This is a genomic window from Micromonospora sp. NPDC050187 (assembly GCF_044459745.1).
In the GTDB taxonomy this organism is placed as follows: Bacteria; Actinomycetota; Actinomycetes; order Mycobacteriales; family Micromonosporaceae; genus Micromonospora.
On sequence record NZ_JBITJH010000008.1, the window covers coordinates 149,538 to 175,668 of the forward strand.

Below are 26,131 nucleotides of genomic sequence, written 5' to 3' on the forward strand. Positions count from 1 at the left end.
CGTCCATCGGGTGCGTTCCACTCATCGCGTCACCTCCACCGGGTCCACCCCGGACAGCCACTCGACGATCCCGGCGACCGCGTCCCGGCAGCTGCCGCAGCCGGTGCCGGCCCGGGTGCCGGTGACCACCTCGGCCACCGATCGTGCGCCGGCCCGCCAGCAGCCGACCAGGTCCGCCTTGCTGACCCCGTTGCACCGGCAGACCGTCGTCGCGTCCGGCATCAGTGCCGGGGACGCCGCCGGTTCGGCCCCGCCGCCCGGACCGTCGACCGTCCGGCCGAGCAGCAGCGCCCGCCGGTCGGCCGGGACCGGGGCACCCCGGTCGAAGAGCTGGATCACCGTGCCGACGGCCGGGTTGTCGCCGAGCAGGATCGCGCCGGTCAGCCGGTCGTCGGTGATCCGCAACCGGGCGTACGTGCCCCGGGCCGGGTCGGCGAAGGTCAGCTCTTCGCACCGCCCCACCGCCCCGGGCTCGTCCCCACCGGGACCGCCGTTTCCGCCTCGGCCGTCGAGCCCGTGCGGCGTGCCGTTCCCGGTCGTGGTGCCGGCTGCGGCCGGGAGGTCCGGCGGGGGCAGTTCGCCCATCGCGGCCAGGTCGATCCCGGCCGCCTTGAGTCGGGTCACCCCAGGTGGGGGCCGGTAGCGGTCCTGGGCGTCCTCGCCGGTGAGCAACCGGGCCACCACCCGGGCCTGGGCCCAGGCCGGAGCGACCAGCCCGCCGACCACGCCGTCGTGCTGGGCGCAGTCGCCGATCGCGGAGACGCGCGGGTCACCGGTGCGCAGCCGGTCGTCGACCACGACGCCCCGCTCCACGGTGAGTCCGGCCGCGGCGGCGAGGGCGGTGTCCGGTCGCACCCCGCAGGCGAGCACCAGCAGGTCGGCGTCGAGCGCGCGGCCGTCGGCCAGGTCGAGGCGGACCCCGTCGGGGCCGGCGGCCACCCCGGTCGCCGGCACCCCCAGATGGGTACGCACCCCGAGGCGGGCCAGGGTGCCGGCGAGCACCGCCCCGGCGGCCGGATCGAGCTGGCGTTCCATCAGATGACCGACCGGGTGCACCACGTGCACGCCCAGTCCCCGGGCCGCCAGTCCCCGGGCCGCCTCCAGCCCGAGCAGTCCACCCCCGAGCACCAGCACGGTCCGGGCGTCCCGGACGGCGGCCAGGATGCGCCGGCAGTCGTCCAGGGTCCGGAACGGCACGACCCGGTCCGGGAGCCGGTCGCGGTCCAGCCCGGCCAGGGGTGGCACCATGGCCCGGCTGCCGGTGGCGAGGACGAGATGGTCGTACCCGATCTGCTCGCCGGTGGTGGTCCGGACCGTGCGGGCATCCCGGTCGATCGCGGTGACCGCCGTCCCGGTCCGGAGGTCCGCCCCCTGCCCGGCCAGATCGGTCAACTCCACGTCGGCCTCGTCGACCTTTCCGGCGAGCAGGGTGGAGAGCATGATCCGGTTGTACGCCCGGTGCGGCTCCGCTCCGAGCACGGTGACCTTGTGGTCGCCGGGGCGGGCGTGCAGTTCGGTGGCGAGACGGGCCCCGGCCATGCCGTACCCGACGATCACGACCCGGCCGGTCACGGTGTCACCCTCTCCACGCGGACTGCGCAGACCTTGAACTCGGGCATCCGGGAGACCGGGTCGAGAGCGTCGTTGGTCACCGAGTTGACCCGGCCGGCACCGCCCCAGTGGAACGGCGCGAAGAGCGTGTCCGGACGGATCGTCGCGGTGATCCGGGCCGGTGCGCGCATCTCGCCCCGGCGAGAGGCGACCCGCAGTTCGTCGCCTTCCTCGACCCCGAGGCGGGCGGCCAGGTCGGGGTGCAGTTCGACGAAGGGTTCGGGCGCGGCCCGTCGCAGCGCGTCGACCCGGCGGGTCTGGGTGCCGGACTGGTACTGCGCGAGCACCCGGCCGGTGGTGAGGTAGAGCGGGTACTCGTCGCACACCTCCTCGGCCGCCGGCCGGTGCTCGACCGGGTGGAACCGGGCCCGGCCGCTCGGCGTCGCGAAGCGGTCGGCGAACAGGCGCGGCGTGTCCGGCCCGTCCTCGTCGGGGCAGGGCCAGAAGACCCCGTCGGCGGCGTCGATCCGCTCCCAGGTGACTCCGGCGTAGTCGGCCACCCCGCCAGCCGAGGCACGCCGCAGCTCGGCGAACACCGCCCGCGGATCCGCGCCGTCTGCTGCTGCGTCGGGTGCTGCGTCGGGTGGTTGCAGGGGACCCCTGCTCGGCAAAAAGCGGTAGGAAGGGTCCCCTGCAACCACCTCAGCGGCGGGCGCGGAGCGCGCGGCGGGAAGGGCGGGCGGGGTGAGGGCGGTGGTCAGGTCGGCGAGGACGCGCAGGTCGGTGCGGACGCCCGACGGTGGTTCGCGCAGTGCCCGGCGGCGCAGTACCCGACCCTCCAGGTTGGTCATCGTGCCGTCCTCCTCGGCCCACTGGGCGGTGGGCAGCACCACGTCGGCGAGGGCCGCCGTCTCCGAGAGCAGAAAATCGGCCACCACCAGCAGGTCCAGGTCACGCAGCCGGCGCTCGACCCGGGCCGCCCGGGGCGCGGAGACCACCGGGTTGGAGCCGAAGACCAGCAGCGTCCGGGGGCCGGTCGGGGTGCCGAGCATGTCGAGCAACTCGTACGCGGAGACCCCGGGACCGGGCAGCTCGTCGGGGTGCACGCCCCAGATGGCGGCCACGTGCGCCCGGGCGGCCGGGTCGTCGATCCGCCGGTACCCGGGCAGTTGGTCGGCCTTCTGCCCGTGCTCGCGTCCACCCTGCCCGTTGCCCTGCCCGGTCAGGCAGCCGTACCCGGAGCCGGGGCGGCCGGGCAGGCCGAGGGCGAGCGCCAGGTTGACGAAGGCGCTGACCGTGTCGACGCCCTTGGCGTGCTGCTCCGCGCCCCGGGCGGTGAGGATGATCGCGGTCCGGGCGGTGCCCAGCGCCCGCGCCGCCTCCTCCAGGTCGGCCACGGGCACCCCGGAGAGGCGCTCGGCGCGGGCCGGCCACCAGCCCGCCGCGATCCGGCGGACCGCGTCGAAGCCCTCGGTGCGCGCGGCCACGTACTCCCGGTCCACCCAGCCCTCGGTCAGCGCGATGTGCAGCAGCGCGTTCGCCACCGCCAGGTCGGTGCCGGGCAGCGGTTGCAGGTGCAGGTCGGCCAGGCGGGCGGTGGCGGTGACCCGGGGGTCGACGACGATCAGCCGCCCGCCGCGCTCGCGCTGCTCGGTGAGGTACCGGGCCAGCGGGGGCATGGTCTCGGCCGGGTTCGCCCCGACCAGTAGCAGGGTGTCGGCCCGGCCCAGGTCGGCCAGGGGGAAGGGCAGGCCCCGGTCGATGCCGAAGGCGCGCATTCCGGCTGCCGCCGCCGAGGACATGCAGAAGCGTCCGTTGTAGTCGATCATGCGGGTGCGCAGCGCGACCCGGGCGAACCGCCCCAGCGCGTACGCCTTCTCGTTGGTCAGCCCGCCGCCGCCGAAGATCGCGACCGCGTCCCGACCGTGCGCGGCCTGGGTGTCGCGGATGCCGGTGACGATCCGGGCGTACGCCTCGGCCCAGGTGGCCGGGGCCAGCCGGCCGTCCGGGCCGCGCAGCAGCGGGGTGGTCAGCCGTTCCGGGTGGTCGAGCAGCTCGGCGGCGGTCCAGCCCTTCTGGCACAGGCCGCCCCGGTTGGTGGGGAAGTCGCGGGGCAGGACCTCGATCCGCCCGTCACGCTCGCTCAGGAGCATTCCACACTGGAGAGCGCAGTACGGGCAGTGCGTGGCCGCCTCGTGAGGCGTCCGCCCCGGGCTGGTCGCGGCTCGTGCACCGTCTGTCATGTCGCCAAAGCGTGCCGGCGGGCGGTTTCCGTGCCGCGTCCCGTTCGTTTCGGCCCTGTCACGAGGCGTTCACACCGGGCCGGGGCAGCGGATCGGCGCCGGTCGACGCCCGGCGAGGGGACGCACCGCGCCGAGCAGGGGCGTCGTCCGGGACGCCCTTCCCTCACGGCGGCTTCGCTCGGCCCGTGCGCCGCCCGTATCCGCGATGACGCGCGACGGGCATTGACGGGTAACCGCTGCGGTCTAGCGTTCCCCTCGTCCCGCCCCGAGACGAGAAGGAGCCGTGGCGTGAGCATGCTCTCCACCGCGCCGGTCACCGACGCCGCCGCGAGGCCGGGCCGCCGGCACCGGCTCGACGACTGGCGTCCGGAGGATCCGGAGTTCTGGCGCACCACCGGGGCCAGGATCGCCCGCCGTAACCTGTGGGTGTCGATCTTCGCCGAGCACGTGGGCTTCTCGGTGTGGAGCCTCTGGTCGGTGACCGTGCTCTTCCTCGGGCCCGAGTACGGCATCGACCCGGCCGGGAAGTTCCTGCTCACCGCCGTGCCGGCCGCGCTGGGCGCGGCGCTGCGGCTGCCGTACACCCTGGCCGTGGCCCGTTTCGGCGGGCGGACCTGGACGATCGTCAGCGCTCTGCTGCTGCTGGTGCCGGCGGTGCCGATGGCGGTGCTGCTCGAACCGGGAGTGTCGTACTCCACGCTGATGGTGCTGGCCTGCCTCACCGGCGTGGGTGGCGGCAACTTCGCCTCCTCGATGGCGAACATCAACCTCTTCTTCCCGGAGCGGCTCAAGGGTAAGGCGCTCGGCCTCAACGCCGGGGGCGGCAATCTGGGCGTACCGGCGGTGCAACTCGTCGGGCTGGCGGTGCTGGCGACCGCCGGGGCGGCGTACCCCCGGCTGGTGCCGGCGGTCTACCTGCCGCTGATCGTGCTGGCCGCGCTGGCCGCGGCCCGCTGGCTGGACAACGTGCCGGCGGCGCGCAACGAGCGAGGTGCGCTGCGCGAGGCCGCCCGGGAGCCGCACACCTGGGTGATGTCCCTGCTCTACGTCGGCACCTTCGGCTCGTTCATCGGCTTCGGTTTCGCCTTCGGCCAGGTGCTCCAGATCGAGTTCGCCGACCGCTTCGCCACCCCGGTCGACGCGGCCTGGTTGACGTTCCTCGGCCCCCTGGTCGGCTCGCTGATCCGGCCGGTCGGCGGCCACCTCGCCGACCGGTACGGCGGGGCCCGGGTGACCTTCTGGAACTTCGCCGCGATGGCCGGCGGCGCGGCGCTGGTGCTCTACGCGGCCCGCGAACGGTCGCTCCCGCTCTACCTGACCGGGTTCCTGGCCCTCTTCGTGACCAGCGGGATCGGTAACGGCTCGACGTACAAGATGATTCCGGCGATCTTCCGGTCCCGGGCGGCGGCCGGGGTGCTCGCCGGACGGTGGGGCGCGGCGGACGCCGAGCGTCGGGCGCGGCGGCTCACCGGGGCGCTGATCGGCATCGCCGGGGCGGTGGGGGCATCCGGCGGGCTACTGGTGAACATCGCCTTCCGGCAGTCGTTCCTGACCTGGCAGAGCGCGGACGCCGCGTACCTGGCGTTCATCGGCTGCTACGCGGTGTGCCTGCTGGTGACCTGGGTGGTCTACCTGCGGCCGGGCAGCCGTCGACTCGCCGGAGTGTGATTCATGCCACGTCCCGGTCGGCTGGCGCGCGGCGCCGACCCCGTTTTGACCCGCGTGCCGGCCGCCGGGTATCGTTGCCTGCTGTTGTACGACATTCAGCGGCGTACCGCTTCAGGTACGCTTGGTCGTTCGTGCGCGCTGGTCCGGCCCGGAACCCCTGGTCACCTCGGCGCGCGACCCCAGACCGACGACGAGACAAGGTAGACCTGTGCGTACGTACAGCCCGAAGCCGGGTGAGATCGAGCGTCAGTGGCACGTCATCGACGCCTCTGATGTCGTGCTGGGCCGCCTGGCCACCCACGCCGCCACGTTGCTGCGTGGTAAGCACAAGCCGACTTTCGCGCCGCACGTCGACACGGGCGACTTCGTCGTCATCGTCAACGCCGGCAAGGTCGCCCTGACCGGCAACAAGCGGCAGCAGAAGATCGCCTACCGCCACTCCGGCTACCCGGGTGGTCTGAAGCAGGTCGGTTACGAGGAGCTGCTGACCAAGCGTCCGGAGCGGGCCATCGAGCTGGCCGTCAAGGGCATGCTCCCGCACAACAAGCTCGGCCGTCAGCTGATCAAGAAGCTGAAGGTCTACGCCGGCGCCGAGCACCCGCACTCCGCGCAGCAGCCGGTGCCGTTCGAGATCAAGCAGATCGCGCAGTGAGCGCGGGCGAAGGAATCAGCATGACCGACATCACCGAGACCGAGGTTGGCGTCGACGCCACCGAGGCGCCGGCGCCCGTCGCCCGCGCGCCCCGTGGTGACCGCCCGATCCAGACCGTGGGCCGCCGCAAGGAGGCCATCGTCCGGGTGCGCATCGTCCCCGGCAGCGGCAAGATCACCTGCAACGGCCGGGACCTCGAGGCCTACTTCCCGAGCAAGGTGCACCAGCAGCTCATCAAGGACCCGCTGGTCACCGCCGAGAAGCCCGAGGCCTTCGACGTGATCGCCAACCTGCGGGGCGGCGGCACCACCGGCCAGGCCGGCGCGCTGCGCCTGGCCATCGCCCGGGCGCTGATCGTCAGCGAGCCGGACGACCGTCCGGCGCTGAAGAAGGCCGGCTTCCTCACCCGGGACGCCCGGGTCAAGGAGAGCAAGAAGTACGGTCTCAAGAAGGCCCGCAAGGCGCCGCAGTACTCGAAGCGCTGATCAGCGTCTCCACCTTGTACGTCTGACGGACGGCCGGTCCGCCTCCCTCGATTCGCGGGGAGGTGGACCGGCCGTTCCGCTTTCTCCACCAGTTCTCTCTGGCAGTGACCGTTTCTGGAGGTTGGCGGGTATGGGTCGGTTGTTCGGCACGGACGGCGTACGCGGGCGGGCGAACGTCGACCTCACACCCGAGCTGGCACTGGCGGTGGCGGTGGCCGCCGCGCACACGCTGGCCGAGTCGGACCGCAGCCATCCGCCGCTGGCCGTCGTCGGGCGGGATCCGCGGGCCAGCGGCGAGATGCTGGAGGCCGCAGTGGTGGCCGGGCTGACCAGCGCCGGGGCCAACGTCGTGCGGGTCGGCGTGCTGCCCACCCCGGCGGTGGCGTACCTGACCGCCGAGGCCAAGGCCGACCTGGGTGTGATGCTCTCCGCGTCGCACAACCCGATGCCGGACAACGGCATCAAGCTCTTCGCGGCCGGCGGGCACAAGCTGCCGGACGACATCGAGATCGAGATCGAGGGCGCGGTCGAGGCGAACGCCACCACCGCCTGGGACCGGCCCGTCGGTGCCGGCATCGGTCGGGTGCACGACCTGCTCGACGGGGCCGACCACTACGTGCAGCACCTGATCGGCACGGTGCCGCACCGGCTCGACGGCATCAAGGTCGTCGTCGACTGCGCCAACGGGGCCGCCTCCGACGTGGCCCCGGTCGCCTACCGCGAGGCGGGCGCCGAGGTCGTCGCGATCAACGCCGAGCCGGACGGGCTCAACATCAACGACGAGTGCGGCTCGAACCACATCGACGCGTTGCGCGCCGCCGTGGTCGAGCACGGCGCGAACCTGGGCATCGCCCACGACGGCGACGCCGACCGCTGCGTGGCGGTCAGCGCCGACGGCGACGAGGTGGACGGCGACCAGATCATGGCGATCCTCGCGCTGGCCATGCGCGACGCCGGCACGCTCACCGAGGACACCCTGGTCGCCACCGTGATGAGCAACCTCGGCCTGCGCCTGGCCATGTCCGCCCAGGGCATCCGGCTGGTCGAGACCAAGGTCGGCGACCGGTACGTCCTGGAGGAGCTGCGCGCCTCCGGTCTCGCCCTCGGCGGGGAGCAGAGCGGACACATCGTCATGCCCGCGTACGCGACCACCGGGGACGGTGTGCTGACCGGGCTGCACCTGATGTCCCGGATGGCCGCCACCGGCCGCAGTCTGGCCGAGCTGGCCTCGGTGGTGAACCGGCTGCCGCAGGTGCTGATCAACGTGCCGGTGGGCGACCGGACGGTCGGCGCGGGCGCGCCGGCGGTGCTCGCCGAGGTCGAGCGGGCCGAGGCGGAGCTGGGCGAGACCGGCCGGGTGCTGCTGCGCCCCTCCGGCACCGAGCCGCTGGTGCGGGTGATGGTCGAGGCCGCCACCCAGCAGAGCGCGCAGGAGGTCGCCGAGCGCATCGCCGCCGAGGTCCGCGCCGCCAGCCCCACCGCCTGACCGTCCACCGGGCCGTCCACCGGGCCGTCCCTCGGGCGGCGATCGACACGAATTGCGGCATGTCGGGGTGTCCAGCCCTTCGGACACCCCGACATGCCGTACACCGCGTGGATCACCTGCGGGCGCGGCGGCCGGTCAGCCGGCGGTACGGGCGAGGGTGTGCAGCCGGGTGACCGCCTCGGTGAGCACCTCCGGCCGCTTGCAGAAGGCGAACCGGATCAGCGGGCGGCCGGCGGCGACGTCGTCGTAGAAGACCTGGGTGGGGACGGCCACCACGCCGCAGCGCTCCGGCAGGGAGCGGCAGAACTCGACGCCGTCCGTCCCGCCGAGCGGGGTGATGTCGGCGGTGACGAAGTACGTCCCCTCCGGGGTGAGTACGTCGAATCCGGCCCGGGCGAGCCCGCCGACGAGCTGGTCCCGGCGTTGCCGCAGGTCCTCGGCGAACCCGGTGTAGTAGCTGTCCGGCAGGGCCAGCGCCACCGCGACCGCCGGTTGCAGCGGCGCGGCGTTGACGAAGGTGAGGAACTGCTTCACCCGGAGCAGCGCCGACACGAGCGCCGCCGGGCCGCTCGCCCAGCCGACCTTCCAGCCGGTGCAGGAGAACGTCTTGCCGGCCGAGGAGATCCGCAGGGTGCGTTCCCGCATGCCGGGCAGGGTGGCCAGCGGGACGTGCCCGGTGCCGGTGAAGACCAGGTGCTCGTAGACCTCGTCGGTCACCGCGTACGCGCCGTGCTCCTGGCACAGCTCGGCGACCAGGCGCAGCTCGTCCGGGGTGAAGACCTTGCCGGTGGGGTTGTGCGGGGAGTTCAGCAGGACCAGCCGGGTACGGGGACCGAACGCGGCGCGCAGCGCGTCCGGGTCGAAGGCGTACCGGCCGTCGGCGTCCGGGCGCAGGGTCACCGGCCGGCGGACCGCCCCGGCCAGCGCGATCGACGCCGCGTACGAGTCGTAGTACGGCTCGAAGCAGACCACCTCGTCACCGGGTTCGCAGAGGGCGAGGATGGCCGCCGCGATCGCCTCGGTGGCACCGGCGGTGACCACGATCTCGCCGTCCGGGTCGTACTCAAGTCCCCAGAAGCGGCGCTGGTGGGCGGAGATCGCGGTGCGCAGCGCCGGGATGCCCGGACCGGGCGGGTACTGGTTCTGACCGCCGCGCAACGCGTCGACGGCGGCGGCGAGCATCTCCGGGGGCCCGTCGCTGTCCGGGAAGCCCTGCCCGAGGTTGACCGCGCCGGTCCGCACCGCCAGGGCGGACATCTCGGCGAAGATGGTGGTGCCGAACGGACGCATCCGGGCCACCAGTGGATCCGTGGGCACGTCGGCATTCGTGGTCGTCGTCACGTCGGTCAGCCTACGGGCTGTCGCCGACGCCTCACGTCCCCGGTTTTCGGGGCGTGGTGTCCTCCCTGTCGCACGGTCGCCGGGTGCCCTCCGGTCCGGGGGCCGGGTGCCCTCCGGTCCGGGGGCCGGGCCTGGTGGGAGGGGAATTCGTCCCGGGGTGTCCCGCGATGAGGTCTGATCGCTCAAGTTCGGTGAGCGATAACCCCCGTTCTGCGCAGGCATGGTGAGTGAAGCTGGGTTAGGCTGCGGTTCATGTGTGGAATCGTGGGTTACGCCGGTGCGCGCCCGGCGCTCGGCATCGTGCTCGACGGGCTGCGGCGGCTGGAGTACCGCGGCTACGACTCGGCGGGCGTCGCCGTCGTCTGCGCGGACGAGCTGCTGACCGAGAAGAAGGCCGGCAAGCTGGCCAACCTGGAGAAGGTGCTGGCCGAGCGGGTCAGCGCGGATCCGACCGGGTGCCGGGAAATCGGCATCGGCGACGGCACCACCGGCATCGGCCACACCCGCTGGGCCACCCACGGCGGTCCGACCGACCGCAACGCCCACCCGCACCTCTCCCCGGACAGCGGGGTCGCGGTGATCCACAACGGCATCATCGAGAACTTCGCCAAGCTCCGCGCCGAGCTGGAAGCCGACGGGGTGACCTTCCTCAGCGACACCGACACCGAGTGCGCGGCCCACCTGCTGTCCGCCGCGCTGACCGAGCTGCGCGCCGCCGGCGAGCCGGACGGGCCCGCGCTGCTGGCCGCCGCCATGCGCGCGGTCTGCCAACGCCTGGAGGGGGCGTTCACCCTGCTCGCCGTTGACGCCCGGGTGCCCGGCGCGGTGGTCGGCGCCCGGCGCAACTCGCCCCTGGTGGTCGGCCGGGGCGACGGGGAGAACTACCTCGCCAGTGACGTCGCCGCGTTCATCGAGCACACCCGGGAGGCGGTCGAGCTGGGGCAGGACCAGATCGTCCTGATCACCCCGGACAGCATCGAGATCACCGACTTCGACGGCCAGCCGGCCAGCGGCAAGGACTTCCACATCGACTGGGACTCCTCCGCAGCCGAGAAGGGCGGCTACGACTGGTTCATGCTCAAGGAGATCGAGGAGCAGCCGCAGGCGGTCGCCGACACGCTGCTCGGCCGGCTCACCGAGAGCGGCGAGATCATGCTCGATGAGGTACGCCTCAGCGACCAGGACCTCCGCGACGTCGACAAGATCTTCATCGTCGCCTGCGGCACCGCCTACCACTCCGGCCTGGTCGCGAAGTACGCCATCGAGCACTGGACCCGGATCCCCTGCGAGGTGGAGCTGGCCAGCGAGTTCCGGTACCGCGATCCGGTCCTCGACCGGTCCACGCTGATCGTGGTGATCTCGCAGTCCGGCGAGACCATGGACACCCTGATGGCGCTGCGGCACGCCAAGGAGCAGAAGGCCCGGGTGCTGGCCATCTGCAACACCAACGGTTCCACCATCCCGCGCGAGTCCGACGCCGTGCTCTACACCCACGGTGGTCCGGAGATCGCGGTCGCTTCCACCAAGGCGTTCCTCACCCAGCTCGTCGCCTGCTACCTGATCGGCTTGCACCTGGCCCAGGTGCGCGGGGTCAAGTTCGCCGACGAGGTGGCCGCCGTGGTGGATCAGCTCCACCAGATGCCCGGCAAGCTGCGCGAGCTGCTGGACCGGATCGAGCCGGTCCGGGAGCTGGCCCGCGACCTGAAGGCGGAGCCGACCGTGCTCTTCATCGGCCGGCACGTCGGCTACCCGGTGGCCCTGGAGGGTGCGCTCAAGCTCAAGGAGCTGGCGTACATGCACGCCGAGGGGTTCGCTGCCGGTGAGCTGAAGCACGGCCCGATCGCGCTGATCGACAAGGGCACCCCGGTGATCTGCATCGTGCCGTCGCCGGTCGGCCGGGGCATGCTGCACGACAAGGTCGTCTCGAACATCCAGGAGGTCCGCGCCCGGGGGGCCCGGACCATCGTGATCGCCGAGGAGGGCGACCAGGCCGTCGTCCCGTACGCCGACCACCTGATCTACGTGCCGCGTACCCCTACGCTGCTTGCTCCGCTGGTCACCACCGTGCCGTTGCAGGTGCTCGCCGCCGAGATCGCCGCCGCCCGGGGACACGACGTCGACCAGCCGCGCAACCTGGCCAAGTCGGTCACCGTCGAGTAGCGAGCGGCGATCAAGAAGTTCGCGTCAGGATCCGCCGTGCCGCTGACGCGAACTTCTTGATCAACTCGGAAGGCGGGGCGCGGGGGTCAGCGCCCCACCACGATGCGGGCCATGCCGTCCAGGGCCGGGTTCGCCGGCTCCCAGTAACCGGTGTGGCCGTACCGGCCGCTGGGGAAGACCCGTCCGCCGAAGCCCGGATCGGTCGGGTCGCGGCCGAACCAGAGGTCGTCGTCGGGCCGCCCGAGCGCGTCCCCGGCCAACCAGGGCAGGACCGCGCCGACCGCCGCCCGGCCGGCCATCTCGACCGGCGGCCGGACCAGGCCGATGACGTCGTCGGTGGCGGTGCTCGCCCAGACCTGGCCGGGTGGCAGGCGCAGGTCGGCGGCGTGGTCCACACCGACCCCTGGGGAACCGACGAAGACCAGGGCGTCGGCGGCCAGGCCGTGCTCCCGGGCGGCGGTGCCGACCACCAGCGATCCGTAGCTGTGCCCGAGGACGGTCTGCCGGGCCGGCGGTCCCTCGTGCGTCACCCGTAGCCCCTCCTGGAAGCGGTGCAGCCCGACGGCGGCGTCCTCGGCCTGCCGGGCCCGGTACGCCTCGTGGACGAAGTCCGGGGCGTCGTAGTCCAGCCAGAGCACCGCCGAGGTCTCGCCGTCGGGGTCGAGCGCGGTGGCCCGGGCCGCGACCCGGGCCGCCCGGCCCAGTTCGCCGTCGGCGTCGGCCAGATCGGCGGTCATCCCCGGCACGTAGGTGAGCACCCGGTCGGCGCGGTCCGGGTTGCCGAGCGCCACCACCGCCCGCCCGTCGCCGGCCGGGTCCAGCCCGAGCAGGTACGCCCGGGGCGCGTCGGCCGTGCCCGGCGCGGCCAGCCGGTCGGCGAGCGTGGCGAGTCCGGCCAGCGTGGCGTCGAGCCGGGTCAGCCCGACCAGCTCCGCCGGCCCCCGGGGAACCTGGCGCACCAACTCCCGCCGTCGGGCCAGGAGCCGTTCCCGGTGGTCGTCGAGGAGGAGCCGGTTCGCCTGGTCCCGGGCGGTCGCGGGCACCCCGTCCAGCCGCCCGACCCGGGCCGGCTCGTGCACCACCAGCCAGCGGCGCTGGGCCGGGGTCAGCCCGCCCCACCAGCGACGGACCAGCGCCGGGTCGGCCCCCGGCGGCGGCCGGTACGCGGGCGGTGGCGTCACCCAACCGGCGCGTGCGGCGGCGGCCAGTTCGTCGAGCCGGGCCGTCGCCTCCCGGTCGGCCGCCTCAGCCAGGGCGAGCGCGTCGCCGATCTCCGCCGAGAGGCGCGCCGCCTCGGCCGCCCGGTCCGCCGGTCGGGTGACCCGACCCGGGGTCGGCCCGGCCTCCCGACCTGCGGTCGCACCGGGCGGAACGGGTGCGGCGGCGGGCACGGTGACCCGCCCGTCCCGGTCGACCCCGAGCCCCGCCGCGTCGATCCGGGTCACCGCGCCGGCCAGTCGGGCCCGGGCCCGGCGGAGCCGGGCGGCGAATTCGGCGAGGACCTGGTCCACCTCGATCGGCACCGGGGAGACCGAGACCAGTTCGGCCCGGAGCCCGGTGAGCCGGTCGGCGGCGGCCCCGGCGGCGACGCCGGCCCAGGCGTCCCGGAGCCCGGAGGCCCCGGCGGAGAGCCCGGCGGCCCGGCGGTCCACCAGGGTGCCGACACCCCGCCAGGCGACGCCGGCCCGCTCCCAGGTCGCCGGGTCGGTCGTCCAGAGCCGGGTGTAGCCGCTCACCGGGGGGTGGGCAGCCGGCGGGCCGCCCGCTCGTCGGTCGCGGCGTACCGGTCGGCGGCGGTGCGGACCGCCGTGGCGGTGTCGGCCAGCCGGGCGCCGAGCGCCCCGAACCAGATGTGCGTCGCCGACTCCAGGTCGGACAGGGCCCGTGCGCAGCGCCAGCGGGGCTCGGACAACGTCAGTCCGGGCACCCCGGCCAGCCCGTGGCCCAGCGGGTACGCCTCGTCGGCGAGCCGGCCGGCGGCGGTGCGCAGCGCCGGCAGGTCGACGGTCAGGGGCGGCCCGCCCGATCTACGTGCTCCGTCCACGAGGCACCTCCCGATCGACGACCCCGATGTGCCGCCGACGCTAGGGGCGGCGCGACGGTCCCGGAACCGGCTGTGGACAACCGACGCCGGACGCGGCCACGCTCTGTCCACAGGGATTGCTCGCCGGGGGGCCGACGGTTACCCTCCGCGCCGTTAGGGTTGGTCGGTGTTCGTCGTCGCTGCCACAGGACGGGAGAGGGCCGATCGGGCCGACAGGGATGGGGTGCGCATGAGACCGGTGTGGCGGGTCGGTGACGTACGGGCGGCGGAGGCGCAGCTGATGGCGACCCTGCCGGCGGGCACCCTGATGGCGCGGGCCGCCGCCGGGCTGGCCCGGCGCTGCGCGCTGCTCCTCGCCGACCGGGGCGGGGTGTACGGCGGGCGGGTGCTGCTGCTGGTCGGCAGCGGCGACAACGGCGGGGACGCCCTCTTCGCCGGGGCGCACCTGGCCCGTCGGGGCGCGGCGGTCGAGGCGCTGCTGCTCAATCCCGGGCGGGCGCACGCCGACGGACTCGCCGCGCTGCGGGCCGCCGGTGGCCGAACCGTCGACGAGCTGCCGGCCCGCGCCGACCTGGTGCTCGACGGCATCGTCGGGATCGGGGGGAGTGGCGGGCTCCGGGAGTCGGCGGCGCGGCTGGTGGCGCGGCTCGGGGAGGTCCGTGGCCGGGACGGCGGACGGGCCACCGTGGTCGCGGTGGACGTGCCCAGCGGGGTCGCGGTCGACACCGGTCACGTGCCGCACGACGGCGACGGGCGGCCGGGCGCGCTGCGCGCCGACGTGACGGTGACCTTCGGCGCGCTCAAGCCGGCCCTGGTGGTGGGGGAGGCGGCGGAGTACGCCGGTCAGGTCGAGCTGGTCGACATCGGGTTGGCCCCCTGGCTGCGCGGCACTCCGGCGCTGCACGTCACCGAGGTGACGGACGTCGTCGACGACTGGCCCCGGCTCGGCCCGAGGTCGGAGAAGTACAACCGGGGCGTGGTGGGGGTGGCCACCGGGTCGGCGACCTACCCGGGCGCGGCGGTGCTCTCCGTCGCCGGGGCGCTCGCCGGGCCGACCGGCCTGGTCCGGTACGCCGGCAGCGCCGCCGCCGAGGTGCTGCACCACCACCCGTCGGTGATCGCCACCGGGCGGGTGGCCGACGCCGGACGGGTGCAGGCGTGGGTCTGCGGTTCCGGGCTCGGCACCGGTGCGGAGGCCGCCGCCGAGCTGCGTACCGTGCTCGCCGCGCCGGTGCCGGTGGTGCTCGACGCGGACGCGCTGACCATGCTGGTCGACGGCTCGATGGCCGACCGGCTGCGCGGGCGGGACGCTCCGATCGTGGTGACCCCGCACGACCGGGAGTACGCCCGGCTCTGCGGCGAGGAACCGGGTGTCGACCGCGTGGCCGCGACGCTGCGACTGGCCGCCTGGATGAACGCGGTGGTGCTGCTCAAGGGGAGTCGTACGGTGATCGGCACGCCGGCCGGGCGGGCCTACGTCAATCCGACCGGCACCCCGGTCCTGGCCACCGGCGGCACCGGGGACGTGCTGGCCGGTCTGCTCGGCTCGCTGCTCGCCGCCGGGCTGCCGGCCGAGCGGGCCGCCGCGCTGGCCGCGTACCTGCACGGGCTGGCCGGCCGGGAGGCGGCCCGGCACGGGCCGGTGACCGCGACCGACGTGGCCGCCGCGCTCCGGCCGGTCCTGGCCGGGCTCGGCTGACCCGGCGACGACCCGCGAGCGCGGCGGGCGGTGCGGGCCGGATCGTCCGGAAATCCTTCAGCGGCGCTGGAGCACGCCGATCACCGTGGTCAGTAGGCTGGGACCATGTGGCAGGCCGAGGTACGGGTTGATCTTGACGCCATCCGGGAGAACGTGGCGCGGCTGCGCTCCGGCACCAGCGCCGAGCTGATGGCGGTGGTCAAGGCCGACGGGTACGGGCACGGCATGCTCCCGGCGGCCCGCGCGGCGCTCGACGCCGGGGCGGACTGGCTCGGCGTCTGCACCCTGGACGAGGCGCTCACCCTGCGCCGGGCCGGGATCACCGCGCCGGTGCTGGCCTGGCTGCTCAGCCCCGGACTGCCGCTGCACGAGGGGGTGGCGGCCGACGTCGACCTCTCCGCCGCCAGCCTCGGTCAGCTCGACGAGATGACCATCGCCGCCCGGCGGGCGGCGCGCCCGGCCCGGCTGCACCTGAAGATCGACACTGGGCTCTCCCGCAACGGCGCGACCGTCGCCGACTGGCCGGCGCTCCTGGAGGCCGCCGCCAAGGCTGAGGCCGACGGCCTGGTCGAGGTGGTCGGCGTGTGGAGCCACTTCGCCTACGCCGACCTGCCCGGCCACCCGACCATCGACCGGCAGATCGCGGTCTTCCACGAGGGGCTGGCCATGGTCGAGCGGGCCGGGCTGCGCCCCCGGCACCGGCACCTGGCCAACTCGGCGGCCACCCTGACCCGCCCCGACACCCACTTCGACCTGGTCCGTCCCGGCCTGGCGGTCTACGGGCTCTCCCCGGTGGCCGGCGAGCGGCACGGCCTGCGTCCCGCCATGACCGCCCGGGCCCGGGTGACGCTCGCCAAGCGGGTTCCGGCCGGCACCGGCGTCTCCTACGGCCACACCTACACCACCGACCGGGAGACCACGCTGGCCCTGGTGCCGGTCGGCTACGCCGACGGGGTGCCCCGGCACGCCTCGAACGTCGGCCCGGTCCGGCTCGCCGGGCGGAACCGGACCATCGCCGGTCGGGTCTGCATGGACCAGATCATGATCGACTGCGGCGACGACCCGGTCGCGGCGGGCGACGTCGCGGTCCTCTTCGGCAGCGGCGCCGACGGTGAGCCCACCGCCGACGACTGGGCCGAGGCGGTCGGCACCATCAACTACGAGATCGTCACCCGGTTCGGCGGCTGCCGGGTCACCCGGGTCTACGACGGCGAGCGCACATGACGTCCCTGCTCGACCGGGTGCCCCGGCCGCGTACCGCCGCCGGGAAGGTCGCCGGCCTGGTCGGCGCGGCCGTCGGGGTGGCCGCCGCCGGGCTCGCGGCGGGCGTGGCCACCGAACGGGTCCTGGTCCGTAGGTACAAGACCGACCCCACCGACCGGTACGCCGACGAGGTCTTCGGCCAGCTGCGGTACGACGAGTCGTTCCGGATGGAACTGCCCGACGGCACCGACCTGCACGTGGAGGTGGTCGAGCCGACCCGCCCGGCCGCCGGGCGGCCCACCGTCGTCCTGGTGCACGGGTTCTGCCTGGACATGGGGACCTTCCACTTCCAGCGTCGGGCGCTCGCCGAGCGGGGCGAGCACCGCGTCGTCGCGTACGACCAGCCCGGCCACGGCCGCTCCGGCAGGCTGGAGAGCGGCGAGTACGACCTGACCGCGCTCGGCCACGCCCTGCGCCGGGTCATCGACCGGACCACCCCGGACGGGCCGCTGGTGCTGGTCGGGCACTCGATGGGCGGCATGACCATCATGGCGTTCGCCGAGCTGTACCCGGAGATGTTCGGCGACCGGGTGGTCGGCACCGTGCTGATGGCCACCTCCGGTGGACTGCTCGCCGAGACCAAGCTGGTCGCCCCGGCCCTGCTCGGCCGGGTCGGCCCGCCGGTGCTCTACATGGTCAACACCACCACCCGGTACGGCGGGACGATCATCGACAAGGCCCGCCGGTCCACCTCCAACGTGGCCTGGCTGCTCACCCGCCGGTACGGCTTCGGCACCCCGAAGCCGAGCCCGGCCCTGGTGTCGTACGTGGAGAAGATGAACTCGCGCACCTCGGCCGACACGGTCACCCGCTACCTGCGTACCCTGGCGACCCACGCCCGCTACCCGGCGCTCGCCACACTGGCCGGCACCCCGGTGCTCGTGGTCGCCGGGGAGAAGGACATGATCACGCCGGTGACCCACTCGGAGGAGATCGTGCGCCGTCTGCCGCACGCCGAGTTCGTCCGGATCCCGGACAGCGGGCACGTGGTGATGCTGGAGCACGCGGACGAGGTCAACGCCGCCCTGATGGACTTCCTGGAGAGAGTGTGAGCGGTGTGCGCGGTGGAGGAACGGTGTCGGTCGTCGTGGAACTGCCCACCCTGGCCGACACGCACGCCTTCGGCCGCCGGCTCGCCGGGCTGCTCCGCGCCGGTGACCTGGTGCTGCTCACCGGGCCGCTGGGGGCCGGCAAGACCGCGCTGACCCAGGGCATCGGCGCGGGCCTCGGCGTGCTCGGCGACGTCACCTCGCCGACGTTCGTGATCGCCCGGGCGCATCGACCCGATCCGACGCGGGGCGGCACGGTCGGCCTGGTGCACGCCGACGCGTACCGCCTGGGCGACGCCACCGATCCGCGCGCCGAGATCGACGACCTCGACCTGGACGCCTCGCTGGACGACTCCGTGACGGTGGTCGAGTGGGGTGAGGGCCTGGCCGAGCACCTGACCGAGTCGCACCTGCACATCCGTCTCGACCGCCACGACGACGACACCCGTACGGCCGAACTGGTCGGGGTCGGCGGCACCTGGCCGACCCGCCTCACCGCCCTGTCCTGACCGCGTCGATCAACAGGTTGACGTCAGAGTCGATCTCGCAGGTGACGAGAACTTCTTGGTCAACGACGTGGGGGGGAGATTCAGGCGGGGGAGTCGGTGTGGGCGGTCTTTACCAGGCGGCTGCCGTTCAGCTCATACGTGGCGGTACGCCGCACGACGTCCGCCGTTGACGACGGGTCCTCGGGACGCATCAGGAAGACCACCGTCACCTTCCGGTCGCTGATCGACACCGTTTCGACCGGCGTCCGGTCGCCGATCTCGGTCGTCGTGACGTAGTGCGGCCGGGCGTCGATGTTGCCGAAGAACGCGATCTGCCAGAACTTGCCCGTGCCGCCGCCGTCCATCAGCACCGGAACCACGGCGTCATCGACGTCGTCGCCGGTCAGGTCGCCGATGGCGCACGGCCACTGCAACTGGACGACCATGCCGTCACCCGACCAGGAGCCGTCGGTCAGTCGGATCGGTGAGCGGCGGCCCTGGTAGGGCTGTTCGGCGTTGCCCAGCTCGGCGGTCCTCAGCTGCTCGCAGGTCAGCGGCTCGGATCCGGTCGGGTCGGTGGTGCTCGCCCGGGCCGCCGGGGTTGCGGCGGGGGTGTCGTCGCCGTCCGGGTCCGGGGTGAAACTGCTCGTGCCCTGGTCGCTCGTCCCGCCCCCGCCGGGGGATGTCTGGTCGCCGAAGCCACACGCGAGCACGGTGACCAGGGCGAGGGCCAGGACGGGCAGCAGGGTCTTGCGCATCGATGATCCTTTCGAGAGGTGGCCGCAGCGTAGTGCGCCGCCGCCACTGCCACGGGTGGGGTGGTGGGAACGCCGCTGTCGGCCCGGACTGGTAGGAAGTAGCCGACCCCGCGCGGTCGACAGAGCCGACCGCTGGACGGAAAGGTGGCCCATGCCCGAGGACGTGCCGACCCTGGACCTGATGGACCTGCTGCCGGAAGGGTGGCGGACCGTGCTGGCGCCGCACCTCGACCCGGCGCGTACGGCCGCGCTCGGCGAGTTCGTCGCCCGGGAGTACGCCACCCAGACGGTCTTCCCGCCGGTCGAGGACCTCTTCTCGGCGTACCGGCTCTGCGCTCCGCAGGACTGCCGGGTGCTGATCCTCGGCCAGGACCCGTACCACAAGGCCGGGCAGGCGCACGGGCTCAGCTTCAGCGTCCGGGACGGGGTGAGCGTGCCGCCGTCGCTGCGCAACGTCTTCAAGGAGCTGAGCGAGGACCTCGGCGTGCCGAAGCCGCGCAGCGGCAACCTCGACGGCTGGGCGGCGCAGGGGGTGCTGCTGCTCAACGCGGTGCTGACCGTCCGCCAGGCGACGCCGGGCTCGCACGGCAACAAGGGGTGGGAGGAGTTCACCGACGCCACCATCAGGGCCCTCGACGCGTTGGACCACCGGGTGGTCTTCCTGCTCTGGGGCGGCTACGCCCGCAAGAAGGCGGCGCTGGTCACCAACCCCCAGCACGTGGTGCTGGAGGCCGGGCACCCGAGCCCGATGAACCCGCGCGGCTTCCTGGGCAGCCGCCCGTTCAGCGCGGCGAACAAGGCCCTCGCCGACGCCGGCCTGCCCACCGTCGAGTGGGAGCGGTCGGCCGGCTGAGCCGCCACCGTTCCCCGACCGGACGCGCTCGTCGTCGCCCGGCCGGTGGCTGCCCGAGGCGGGCCGGGGTGCGCCCGACTCGGCGGAGGGCCGGCGGTGCGCCCGGCTAGGGTGGGCACGTGCTCGTACTGGTGGTGGACTCCTCGACCCCGGCGGTGACCGCCGCGCTGGTGGAGATCGCGGCGGACGGCGTCACGCTCCGGGTGGAGCGTCGCACGGTCGACGCCCGCGCCCACGGGGAGCTGCTCGCGCCGCAGGTCGCGGACGCGCTCGCCGAGGTGGGCGTCCGTCCCACCGACCTGGGCGCGATCGTCGCGGGGCTCGGTCCGGGGCCGTTCACCGGGCTGCGGGTCGGGCTGGTCACCGCCGCCACCATGGGGCAGGTGCTCGGTGTGCCGACGTACGGCGTCTGCTCGCTGGACGCCCTCGGGCACCCGGCCGCCGCCGGTGAACCGGTGCTGGCCGCCAGCGACGCGCGCCGCCGGGAGGTCTACTGGGCGGTGTACGACGGGGCGGGCGAGCGGATCGCCGGGCCGAACGTCGACGTGCCGGCCCTCGTCGCCGAGCGGGCCCGTGACCTCGGCGCCACTGCCATGGTCGGCGACGGCGCGCACCGCTACGCCGACGTGTTCGGCCTGCCGCTGCGGGCCGAACCCCGCTACCCGTCGGCTGCCGCGCTGGCCGAGCTGGCCGCCGAACGGATCCGGGCCGCCGCCCCCGGCGAACGCCTCACCCCCCTCTACCTGCGTCGACCGGACGCGGTGGCGGCCACCGCCCGCAAGTCGGTACTGCCGTGACCGCAGGCGGTCCGCCGGGTGGGCGGCCCGGACCGGTCCGCGTCGACCGGTTCCGCTGGTGGCACATCGACGCGGTACTGCCGATCGAGGCCGACCTCTTCGGCGTCGAGCAGTGGTCGGCGGCGATGTTCTGGAACGAGCTGGCCAACCGGCACCACTACCTGGTCGCCACCGATGCCGATCCCGCCAACGCCACCGGCTCCGATTCCGAGCCCGGCTCCGGCCCCGGGAGCGGTGACGTGCTCGGCTACGCCGGGCTCGCCGTGGCGGGCCCGGACGAGGCGTGGGTGCAGAACATCGCGGTCCGGCGGGACGCCCAGCGGCGCGGGGTCGGCCGGGCCCTGCTGGAGGCGCTGCTCGCCGAGGCGGACGCCCGGAGCGCCCGCGACGTGCTGCTGGAGGTCGCGGTGGACAACGCCCCGGCCCAGAAGCTCTACGCCGGGTACGACTTCGAGCCGGTCGGCATCCGGCGCGGCTACTACCAACCGACCAACACCGACGCGCTGGTCATGCGGCGCACCAGCAACTGACGAACAGCAGGGACTGACGACACGCGATGGCTGACGAACCGCTGATCCTCGGCATCGAGACCTCCTGCGACGAGACCGGTGTGGGCATCGTCCGGGGCCACACCCTGCTGGCCGACGCGCTCGCCTCCAGCGTGGAGCAGCATGCCCGGTTCGGTGGCGTGGTGCCCGAGGTGGCCAGTCGCGCCCACCTGGAGGCGATCGTGCCCACCATGGACCGGGCGCTCGCCGAGGCCGGGGTGACCATCGCCGACATCGACGCGATCGCGGTCACCTCCGGTCCCGGGCTGGCCGGCGCGTTGCTGGTCGGCGTGGCCGCCGCCAAGGGTTACGCGCTGGCCGCCGAGAAGCCGGTGTACGGGGTGAACCACCTCGCCGCGCACGTCGCCGTGGACACCCTGGAGCACGGCCCGCTGCCCGAACCGGCGGTCGCCCTGCTGGTCTCCGGCGGGCACTCCTCCCTGCTGCTCGTCGACGACCTGGCCCGGGGCGTCACACCGCTCGGCGCGACCATCGACGACGCGGCCGGTGAGGCGTTCGACAAGGTGGCCCGCCTGCTCGGCCTGCCCTTCCCCGGCGGCCCGTACGTCGACCGGGAGGCCCGTGCCGGCGATCCGGCGGCGATCACCTTCCCGCGTGGCCTCACCGCCGCCAAGGACCTCGCCGCCCATCGGTACGACTTCTCCTTCTCCGGGTTGAAGACGGCGGTGGCCCGCTGGGTGGAGGCCCGGCAGCGGGCCGGCGAGCCCGTGCCGGTCGCCGACGTGGCGGCGTCGTTCCAGGAGGCGGTCTGCGACGTGCTGGTGACCAAGGCGCTGGACGCCTGCCGGTCGCACGGCGTGGACACGCTGGTCATCGGTGGGGGAGTGGCGGCCAACTCCCGGTTGCGGGCGATGGCCGAGCACCGCGCGGCCAAGCGCGGTGTCCGGGTCCGGGTGCCCCGGCCGCAGCTGTGCACGGACAACGGCGCGATGGTCGCCGCGCTCGGCTCGCACCTGGTCGCCGCCGGGGTCGCGCCGAGCCGGCTCGACCTGCCCGCCGATTCGGCCATGCCGCTGACCAGGGTCAGCGGGTAACGTTCGCGAACGAGGCGGGACAGGGCACCGGAGGCAGGGGCGAGGCGGAGGCAGGGGGCGGACGACGTGATCGTACGGATGTGGGAGGCCCGCGCCGAGCCGTACGGCTTCGACGACCTGCTGGACTGGGTCTGCGACATCGCGCTGCCGGAGTTCGGGCACGATCCGCTGCACCTGTCCAGCGAGGTCTTCACCTCCACCGACCACCGGGTGGTGGTCATCTCGAAGTGGCGCAACACGCCCCGCTCGATGCCCGAGCCGCCGCCGACGCTGCTCGCCCGACCCGCCCACTCCTGGGACTTCACGCAGGTCGACCGCTGACACGCCGACCCTCCGGTGGGTGACGTGACGGGCGCGCTCCGTGTCCGTCGCATACGTTCGTTCTGTCATGCGTTCCCTACCGGCCGGCGATCCCGGCATCCCCGACTCCCGGTCGGCCGCCCGCTTCCTGGTCTGGCTGGCCATCCAGAGCCGCCCCACCCTGGTCGCCGGGATCGGCCTCGGCATCGTCTGGATGGTGGCCCAGGCGCTCGCCCCGGCGGCCATCGGCCAGGCGATCGACGCCGGCCTGACCGCCCGTGACCCCGACGCGCTGGTCGCCTGGGGGCTGGTGCTGCTCGGGCTCGGGGTGCTCCAGGCCGTCGCCGGCGTCCTGCGGCACCGCTGCGCGGTGTACAACTGGCTCGCCGCCGCGTACCGCACCGTGCAGCTCACCGTCGAGGCGGCGAACCGGCTCGGCGCCACCCTGCCCCGGCGGGTCGCCGCCGGTGAGGTGGTCAGCATCGGCACGTCGGACATCGGGCAGATCGGCTCCGCGATGGAGATCCTGGCCCGGGGCAGCGGCGCGGTGGTCGCCCTCGTCACCATCACGGTGATCCTGCTGACCGCCTCGCTGCCGCTCGGCCTGGTGGTGGTGCTCGGCGTGCCGGTGCTGATGGCGACGGTCGGGCTGCTCATCCGGCCGCTGCACCGCCGGCAGCGCACCTACCGTGACCAGGAGGGCCGGCTGACCACCCGGGTCGGGGACATCGTGCGCGGGTTGCGGGTGCTGCGGGGCGTGGGTGGCGAGCAGGTGGTCGCGGACCGCTACCGGACCGAGTCCCAGGCGCTGCGCGCCGAGGGGGTACGGGTGGCCCGGGTCGACTCGCTGCTGGCGGCGGTGCAGATCCTGCTGCCCGGTCTCTTCCTCGCCCTGGTCACCTGGCTCGGCGCCCGGTTCGCGCTGCGCGGCGAGATCAGCGCGGGCCAACTCGTCGCCTTCTACGGCTACACCGCGTTCCTGGTCACCCCGCTGCGCACGATCACCGAGACGATCGACCAACTGACCCGGGGACACGTGGCGGCCCGTCGGGTGGTCGACCTGCTCCGGCTGGCCCCGGAGCTGACCGACCCGGCCCGCCCGGTGCCACTGCCCGACGGACCGGGGGAACTGGTCGATCCCGAGTCCGGGGTGGTGGTCCGCCCCGGCCGGCTCACCGCGCTGGTCGCCGCCGAGCCGGCCGACGCCGTCGCGATCACCGACCGGCTCGGCCGGTACGTGGACTCGGACGCGACGCTGGACGGCGTACCGCTGCGGGACGTGGCGCTGGCGACGGTGCGGGAGCGGATCCTGGTGGCCGACAACGACGCGCATCTCTTCACCGGCGTGCTCCGCGCGGAGCTGGACCCGCACGGCGTCGCCGACGACGCCACGATCGCCAGGGCACTGGCGGCGGCGAGTGCGACCGACATCGTCGAGGCTCTGCCGGACGGGCTGGACAGCCCGGTGGCCGAGCGGGGCCGGGAGTTCTCCGGCGGCCAGCAGCAGCGCCTGCGGCTGGCCCGGGCGCTGGCCGCCGACCCGGAGATCCTGCTGCTGGTCGAGCCGACCAGCGCGGTGGACGCGCACACCGAGGCGCGGATCGCGTCCCGTCTCGGGTCAGCTCGGGCCGGCCGGACCACACTGGTCTGTACCACCAGCCCGCTGGTGCTCGGGCGGGCCGACCACGTGATCGTGGTGGAGGACGGCAAGGTGGTCGCCGAGGGCCGGCACGAGGACCTGCTCGGCACCGAGCCCCGGTACGCCGCGACGGTCAGCCGGGGGGAGAGCTGATGGCCACCGCCCTGCCGGTCGCGGACGCGGCACAGGTCCGCCGGTACGCCCGCACGCTGGCCCGCCGTCATCCGGCCGCGCTGGCCGGCGCTCTCGCCCTGCACGCGTTGGCCGCAGCGGCCGGACTGGCCGGGCCGCGCCTGCTCGGCGACCTGGTCGAGGGGGTCTCCCAGGGCGATCGGAGCACCCCGGTCGACACGATCGTGCTGGCCATCGCCGGGTTCGTGGTGGCCCAGTCGGTGCTGCTGCGCCTCGCGCACGTCGCCTCCGCGCGGCTGGGGGAGCGGGTGCTCGCCGCGCTGCGGGAGGAGTTCGTCGACCGGATCCTGGCCCTGCCGCTGGCCACGGTGGAGCGGGCCGGCACCGGTGACCTGCTCACCCGGACCTCGCGGGACGTCGCCGCGCTGTCCCGGACGGTCCGGCTGGCGGTGCCCGAGACCCTGATCGCGGTGGTCACCGCCGGGTTCGTCCTCGGGGCGCTGCTGCTGATCGGCCCGCTGCTGGTGCTGCCCTGCCTGGTCGCGGTGCCGATGCTGGTCGTCGGCACCCGCTGGTACCTGCGCCGGGCCACCGCCGGCTACCTGCGGGAGAACGCCGCCTACGCGGACATCACCGACGGGATCAGCGAGGCCGTCGAGGGCTCGCGGACCACCGAGGCGTTGCGGCAGGAGGCGCGCCGACGGGCCCGCACCGACGCCGACATCCGCCGGTCGTACGCGGCCGAGCGGTACACCCTGTGGCTGCGGACGATCTTCTTCCCGGTCACCGAGATCGGGTACCTGGTGCCGGTGGTGGCGACCCTGGTCGTCGGCGGCTGGTTCTACCTGGAGGGTTGGGTGACCCTCGGCCAGGTCACCGCGGCCACCCTCTACACGCAGCAGCTCATCGAGCCGGTCGACCGGCTGCTCGCGTGGCTGGACGAGCTCCAGGTCGGCGGCGCGTCGCTGGCCCGGCTGCTCGGCGTGGCCGCCCCGGACGGGCCCACCGGCGACGAACCGGCCGCGAACCGGTCCGCGTCGAGTGAAACCGGGGTGAGTCCCGCCGGCGCGTCTCCGGTCGGCGCCTCCCTGGTTGGCACGTCCCCGGCCGGCGGGGCGGTCGGTCGTCCGGGGGACGGTCGACTCGCCGTCCGGGACGTCACGTTCGCCTACCGCCAGGGGCGGGACGTGCTGCACGGCGTGACCCTGGTCCCGGAGCCGGGGGAACGGCTGGCCATGGTCGGTCCGTCCGGGGCGGGCAAGTCGACGCTGGGTCGGCTCCTGGCCGGCGTGCACGCCCCGGGCACCGGGTCGGTCACCGTGGACGGGCGACCCCTGACCGAACTTCCCCTGGCCGAGCTGCGCCGACACGTCGCCCTGGTCACCCAGGAACACCACGTCTTCATCGGCACGCTGCGGGAGAACGTGGCGATGGTCCGTCCGGCCGCCACCGACGCGGACGTCCGCGCGGCGCTGGCCGCCGTGGACGCGCTGGACTGGGCCGACGCCCTGCCCGAAGGCCTGGCGACCCCGGTCGGCGCGGGCGGGCACCCGCTCAGCGCCGCGCAGGCGCAGCAGCTCGCCCTGGCCCGACTGGTGCTGGCCGACCCGCACACCCTGGTGCTGGACGAGGCGACCTCGCTGATCGACCCACGCGCGGCGCGGCACCTGGAACGGTCGCTCGCGGCCGTGCTGGAGGGCCGTACGGTGATCGCGATCGCGCACCGGCTATTCTCCGCGCACGACGCCGACCGGGTGGCGGTGGTGGAGGACGGCCGGATCACCGAACTCGGGTCGCACGCCGACCTGCTCGCCCGGGGCGGCTCGTACGCGGACCTCTGGCGTTCCTGGCACGGCCCCCGCCCCTGACCCGCCGCCCGGTCACGCCGCGCGCGGACCGTCAGCCGTCCGGGCCGGGCAG

Annotated in this window: 22 protein-coding genes; 16 read left to right on the plus strand and 6 right to left on the minus strand. The window is 74.3% G+C overall.

Annotated elements, in window-relative coordinates:
- Window positions 1–21: 21 nt before the first annotated feature.
- Window positions 22–1,572: an FAD-dependent oxidoreductase gene (locus tag ACIBJE_RS15280; protein ID WP_396748427.1), complete on the minus strand. Its 1,551-nt coding sequence runs from the start codon at window positions 1,570–1,572 to the stop codon at window positions 22–24.
- Window positions 1,569–3,794: a molybdopterin oxidoreductase family protein gene (locus ACIBJE_RS15285; protein WP_396748429.1), complete on the minus strand. Its 2,226-nt coding sequence runs from the start codon at window positions 3,792–3,794 to the stop codon at window positions 1,569–1,571. Before ACIBJE_RS15285 ends, ACIBJE_RS15280 begins: the two co-directional genes overlap by 4 nt.
- Window positions 3,795–4,082: 288 nt before the next feature.
- Between ACIBJE_RS15285 and ACIBJE_RS15290 the strand changes: the two genes are divergently transcribed.
- The 4 genes from ACIBJE_RS15290 (at window position 4,083) to glmM (ending at window position 8,085) form a co-directional block, all read left to right on the plus strand.
- The gene (locus ACIBJE_RS15290; protein ID WP_396748431.1) at window positions 4,083–5,462 is read left to right on the plus strand and encodes an MFS transporter; all 1,380 of its coding nucleotides are present in this window, start codon (window positions 4,083–4,085) and stop codon (window positions 5,460–5,462) included.
- 208 nt (window positions 5,463–5,670) lie between these two features.
- Window positions 5,671–6,114: a 50S ribosomal protein L13 gene (rplM, locus tag ACIBJE_RS15295; protein ID WP_396748433.1), complete on the plus strand. Its 444-nt coding sequence runs from the start codon at window positions 5,671–5,673 to the stop codon at window positions 6,112–6,114.
- Between the two features lie 20 nt (window positions 6,115–6,134).
- The gene (gene rpsI, locus ACIBJE_RS15300) at window positions 6,135–6,599 is read left to right on the plus strand and encodes a 30S ribosomal protein S9 (RefSeq protein WP_088982095.1); all 465 of its coding nucleotides are present in this window, start codon (window positions 6,135–6,137) and stop codon (window positions 6,597–6,599) included.
- Between the two features lie 130 nt (window positions 6,600–6,729).
- Complete coding sequence (glmM, locus tag ACIBJE_RS15305) at window positions 6,730–8,085, plus strand: phosphoglucosamine mutase (protein WP_396748435.1); 1,356 nt, start codon at window positions 6,730–6,732, stop codon at window positions 8,083–8,085.
- Window positions 8,086–8,220: 135 nt separating this feature from the next.
- Here glmM and ACIBJE_RS15310 read toward each other — a convergent pair whose 3' ends face one another.
- The gene (locus tag ACIBJE_RS15310; RefSeq protein WP_396748437.1) at window positions 8,221–9,426 is read right to left on the minus strand and encodes a pyridoxal phosphate-dependent aminotransferase; all 1,206 of its coding nucleotides are present in this window, start codon (window positions 9,424–9,426) and stop codon (window positions 8,221–8,223) included.
- A 252-nt stretch (window positions 9,427–9,678) separates the two neighbouring features.
- Between ACIBJE_RS15310 and glmS the strand changes: the two genes are divergently transcribed.
- The gene (gene glmS / locus ACIBJE_RS15315; RefSeq protein ID WP_396748439.1) at window positions 9,679–11,586 is read left to right on the plus strand and encodes a glutamine--fructose-6-phosphate transaminase (isomerizing); all 1,908 of its coding nucleotides are present in this window, start codon (window positions 9,679–9,681) and stop codon (window positions 11,584–11,586) included.
- Between the two features lie 86 nt (window positions 11,587–11,672).
- On the opposite strand, the gene ACIBJE_RS15320 is transcribed toward glmS, so the two are convergent.
- Entirely contained in the window at window positions 11,673–13,322 is a 1,650-nt protein-coding gene (locus ACIBJE_RS15320; protein WP_396748441.1) for an alpha/beta hydrolase, read from the minus strand.
- Window positions 13,319–13,630 carry a hypothetical protein gene (locus ACIBJE_RS15325; protein ID WP_396748443.1) on the minus strand — a complete coding sequence of 104 codons (312 nt, stop codon included), beginning with the start codon at window positions 13,628–13,630 and terminating at the stop codon, window positions 13,319–13,321. Before ACIBJE_RS15325 ends, ACIBJE_RS15320 begins: the two co-directional genes overlap by 4 nt.
- 229 nt (window positions 13,631–13,859) lie before the next feature.
- Between ACIBJE_RS15325 and ACIBJE_RS15330 the strand changes: the two genes are divergently transcribed.
- The 4 genes from ACIBJE_RS15330 to tsaE all read left to right on the plus strand — a co-directional run bounded on the left by ACIBJE_RS15330 (window position 13,860) and on the right by tsaE (window position 18,150).
- Window positions 13,860–15,329 carry an NAD(P)H-hydrate dehydratase gene (locus tag ACIBJE_RS15330; protein WP_396748445.1) on the plus strand — a complete coding sequence of 490 codons (1,470 nt, stop codon included), beginning with the start codon at window positions 13,860–13,862 and terminating at the stop codon, window positions 15,327–15,329.
- A 105-nt stretch (window positions 15,330–15,434) separates the two neighbouring features.
- A complete protein-coding gene (alr, locus tag ACIBJE_RS15335; protein WP_396748447.1) occupies window positions 15,435–16,553 on the plus strand; it encodes an alanine racemase in 1,119 nt (372 codons plus the stop codon).
- Window positions 16,550–17,644: an alpha/beta fold hydrolase gene (locus ACIBJE_RS15340; protein ID WP_396748449.1), complete on the plus strand. Its 1,095-nt coding sequence runs from the start codon at window positions 16,550–16,552 to the stop codon at window positions 17,642–17,644. The genes alr and ACIBJE_RS15340 overlap by 4 nt, the downstream gene beginning before the upstream one ends.
- 23 nt (window positions 17,645–17,667) lie before the next feature.
- Entirely contained in the window at window positions 17,668–18,150 is a 483-nt protein-coding gene (tsaE, locus tag ACIBJE_RS15345; protein WP_396748451.1) for a tRNA (adenosine(37)-N6)-threonylcarbamoyltransferase complex ATPase subunit type 1 TsaE, read from the plus strand.
- Window positions 18,151–18,230: 80 nt separating this feature from the next.
- On the opposite strand, the gene ACIBJE_RS15350 is transcribed toward tsaE, so the two are convergent.
- Window positions 18,231–18,887, minus strand: a complete 657-nt coding sequence (locus tag ACIBJE_RS15350; RefSeq protein ID WP_396748453.1) for a hypothetical protein — start codon at window positions 18,885–18,887, stop codon at window positions 18,231–18,233.
- Window positions 18,888–19,038: 151 nt separating this feature from the next.
- Between ACIBJE_RS15350 and ung the strand changes: the two genes are divergently transcribed.
- The 7 genes from ung (at window position 19,039) to ACIBJE_RS15385 (ending at window position 26,079) form a co-directional block, all read left to right on the plus strand.
- Window positions 19,039–19,740 carry a uracil-DNA glycosylase gene (gene ung, locus ACIBJE_RS15355; protein WP_396748455.1) on the plus strand — a complete coding sequence of 234 codons (702 nt, stop codon included), beginning with the start codon at window positions 19,039–19,041 and terminating at the stop codon, window positions 19,738–19,740.
- A 119-nt stretch (window positions 19,741–19,859) separates the two neighbouring features.
- Window positions 19,860–20,537, plus strand: coding sequence for a tRNA (adenosine(37)-N6)-threonylcarbamoyltransferase complex dimerization subunit type 1 TsaB (gene tsaB, locus ACIBJE_RS15360; protein ID WP_396748457.1), 678 nt, complete (start codon window positions 19,860–19,862; stop codon window positions 20,535–20,537).
- A complete protein-coding gene (locus tag ACIBJE_RS15365) occupies window positions 20,534–21,067 on the plus strand; it encodes a GNAT family N-acetyltransferase (protein WP_396748459.1) in 534 nt (177 codons plus the stop codon). Before tsaB ends, ACIBJE_RS15365 begins: the two co-directional genes overlap by 4 nt.
- Before the next feature lie 26 nt (window positions 21,068–21,093).
- Window positions 21,094–22,140 (plus strand): tRNA (adenosine(37)-N6)-threonylcarbamoyltransferase complex transferase subunit TsaD, encoded by a 1,047-nt coding sequence (tsaD, locus tag ACIBJE_RS15370; protein WP_396748461.1) that lies wholly within the window; start codon window positions 21,094–21,096, stop codon window positions 22,138–22,140.
- 66 nt (window positions 22,141–22,206) lie between these two features.
- On the plus strand, window positions 22,207–22,461 hold the full coding sequence (locus ACIBJE_RS15375) for a hypothetical protein (protein WP_396748463.1): 255 nt from the start codon (window positions 22,207–22,209) through the stop codon (window positions 22,459–22,461).
- A 67-nt stretch (window positions 22,462–22,528) separates the two neighbouring features.
- A complete protein-coding gene (locus ACIBJE_RS15380; RefSeq protein ID WP_396748465.1) occupies window positions 22,529–24,232 on the plus strand; it encodes an ABC transporter transmembrane domain-containing protein in 1,704 nt (567 codons plus the stop codon).
- Window positions 24,232–26,079 (plus strand): ABC transporter ATP-binding protein, encoded by a 1,848-nt coding sequence (locus tag ACIBJE_RS15385; protein WP_396748467.1) that lies wholly within the window; start codon window positions 24,232–24,234, stop codon window positions 26,077–26,079. The genes ACIBJE_RS15380 and ACIBJE_RS15385 overlap by 1 nt, the downstream gene beginning before the upstream one ends.
- Window positions 26,080–26,131 lie beyond the last annotated feature (52 nt).

Coding starts and splice junctions, on each gene's coding strand:
- tsaD (WP_396748461.1), top strand. CDS start 21,094: ATGGCTGACGAACCGCTGATCCTCGGCATCGAGACCTCCTGCGACGAG.
- glmM (WP_396748435.1), top strand. CDS start 6,730: ATGGGTCGGTTGTTCGGCACGGACGGCGTACGCGGGCGGGCGAACGTC.
- ACIBJE_RS15380 (WP_396748465.1), top strand. CDS start 22,529: ATGCGTTCCCTACCGGCCGGCGATCCCGGCATCCCCGACTCCCGGTCG.
- ACIBJE_RS15350 (WP_396748453.1), bottom strand. CDS start 18,887: ATGCGCAAGACCCTGCTGCCCGTCCTGGCCCTCGCCCTGGTCACCGTG.
- ACIBJE_RS15285 (WP_396748429.1), bottom strand. CDS start 3,794: ATGACAGACGGTGCACGAGCCGCGACCAGCCCGGGGCGGACGCCTCAC.
- rpsI (WP_088982095.1), top strand. CDS start 6,135: ATGACCGACATCACCGAGACCGAGGTTGGCGTCGACGCCACCGAGGCG.
- alr (WP_396748447.1), top strand. CDS start 15,435: ATGTGGCAGGCCGAGGTACGGGTTGATCTTGACGCCATCCGGGAGAAC.
- ung (WP_396748455.1), top strand. CDS start 19,039: ATGCCCGAGGACGTGCCGACCCTGGACCTGATGGACCTGCTGCCGGAA.
- ACIBJE_RS15330 (WP_396748445.1), top strand. CDS start 13,860: ATGAGACCGGTGTGGCGGGTCGGTGACGTACGGGCGGCGGAGGCGCAG.
- ACIBJE_RS15340 (WP_396748449.1), top strand. CDS start 16,550: ATGACGTCCCTGCTCGACCGGGTGCCCCGGCCGCGTACCGCCGCCGGG.
- ACIBJE_RS15385 (WP_396748467.1), top strand. CDS start 24,232: ATGGCCACCGCCCTGCCGGTCGCGGACGCGGCACAGGTCCGCCGGTAC.
- glmS (WP_396748439.1), top strand. CDS start 9,679: ATGTGTGGAATCGTGGGTTACGCCGGTGCGCGCCCGGCGCTCGGCATC.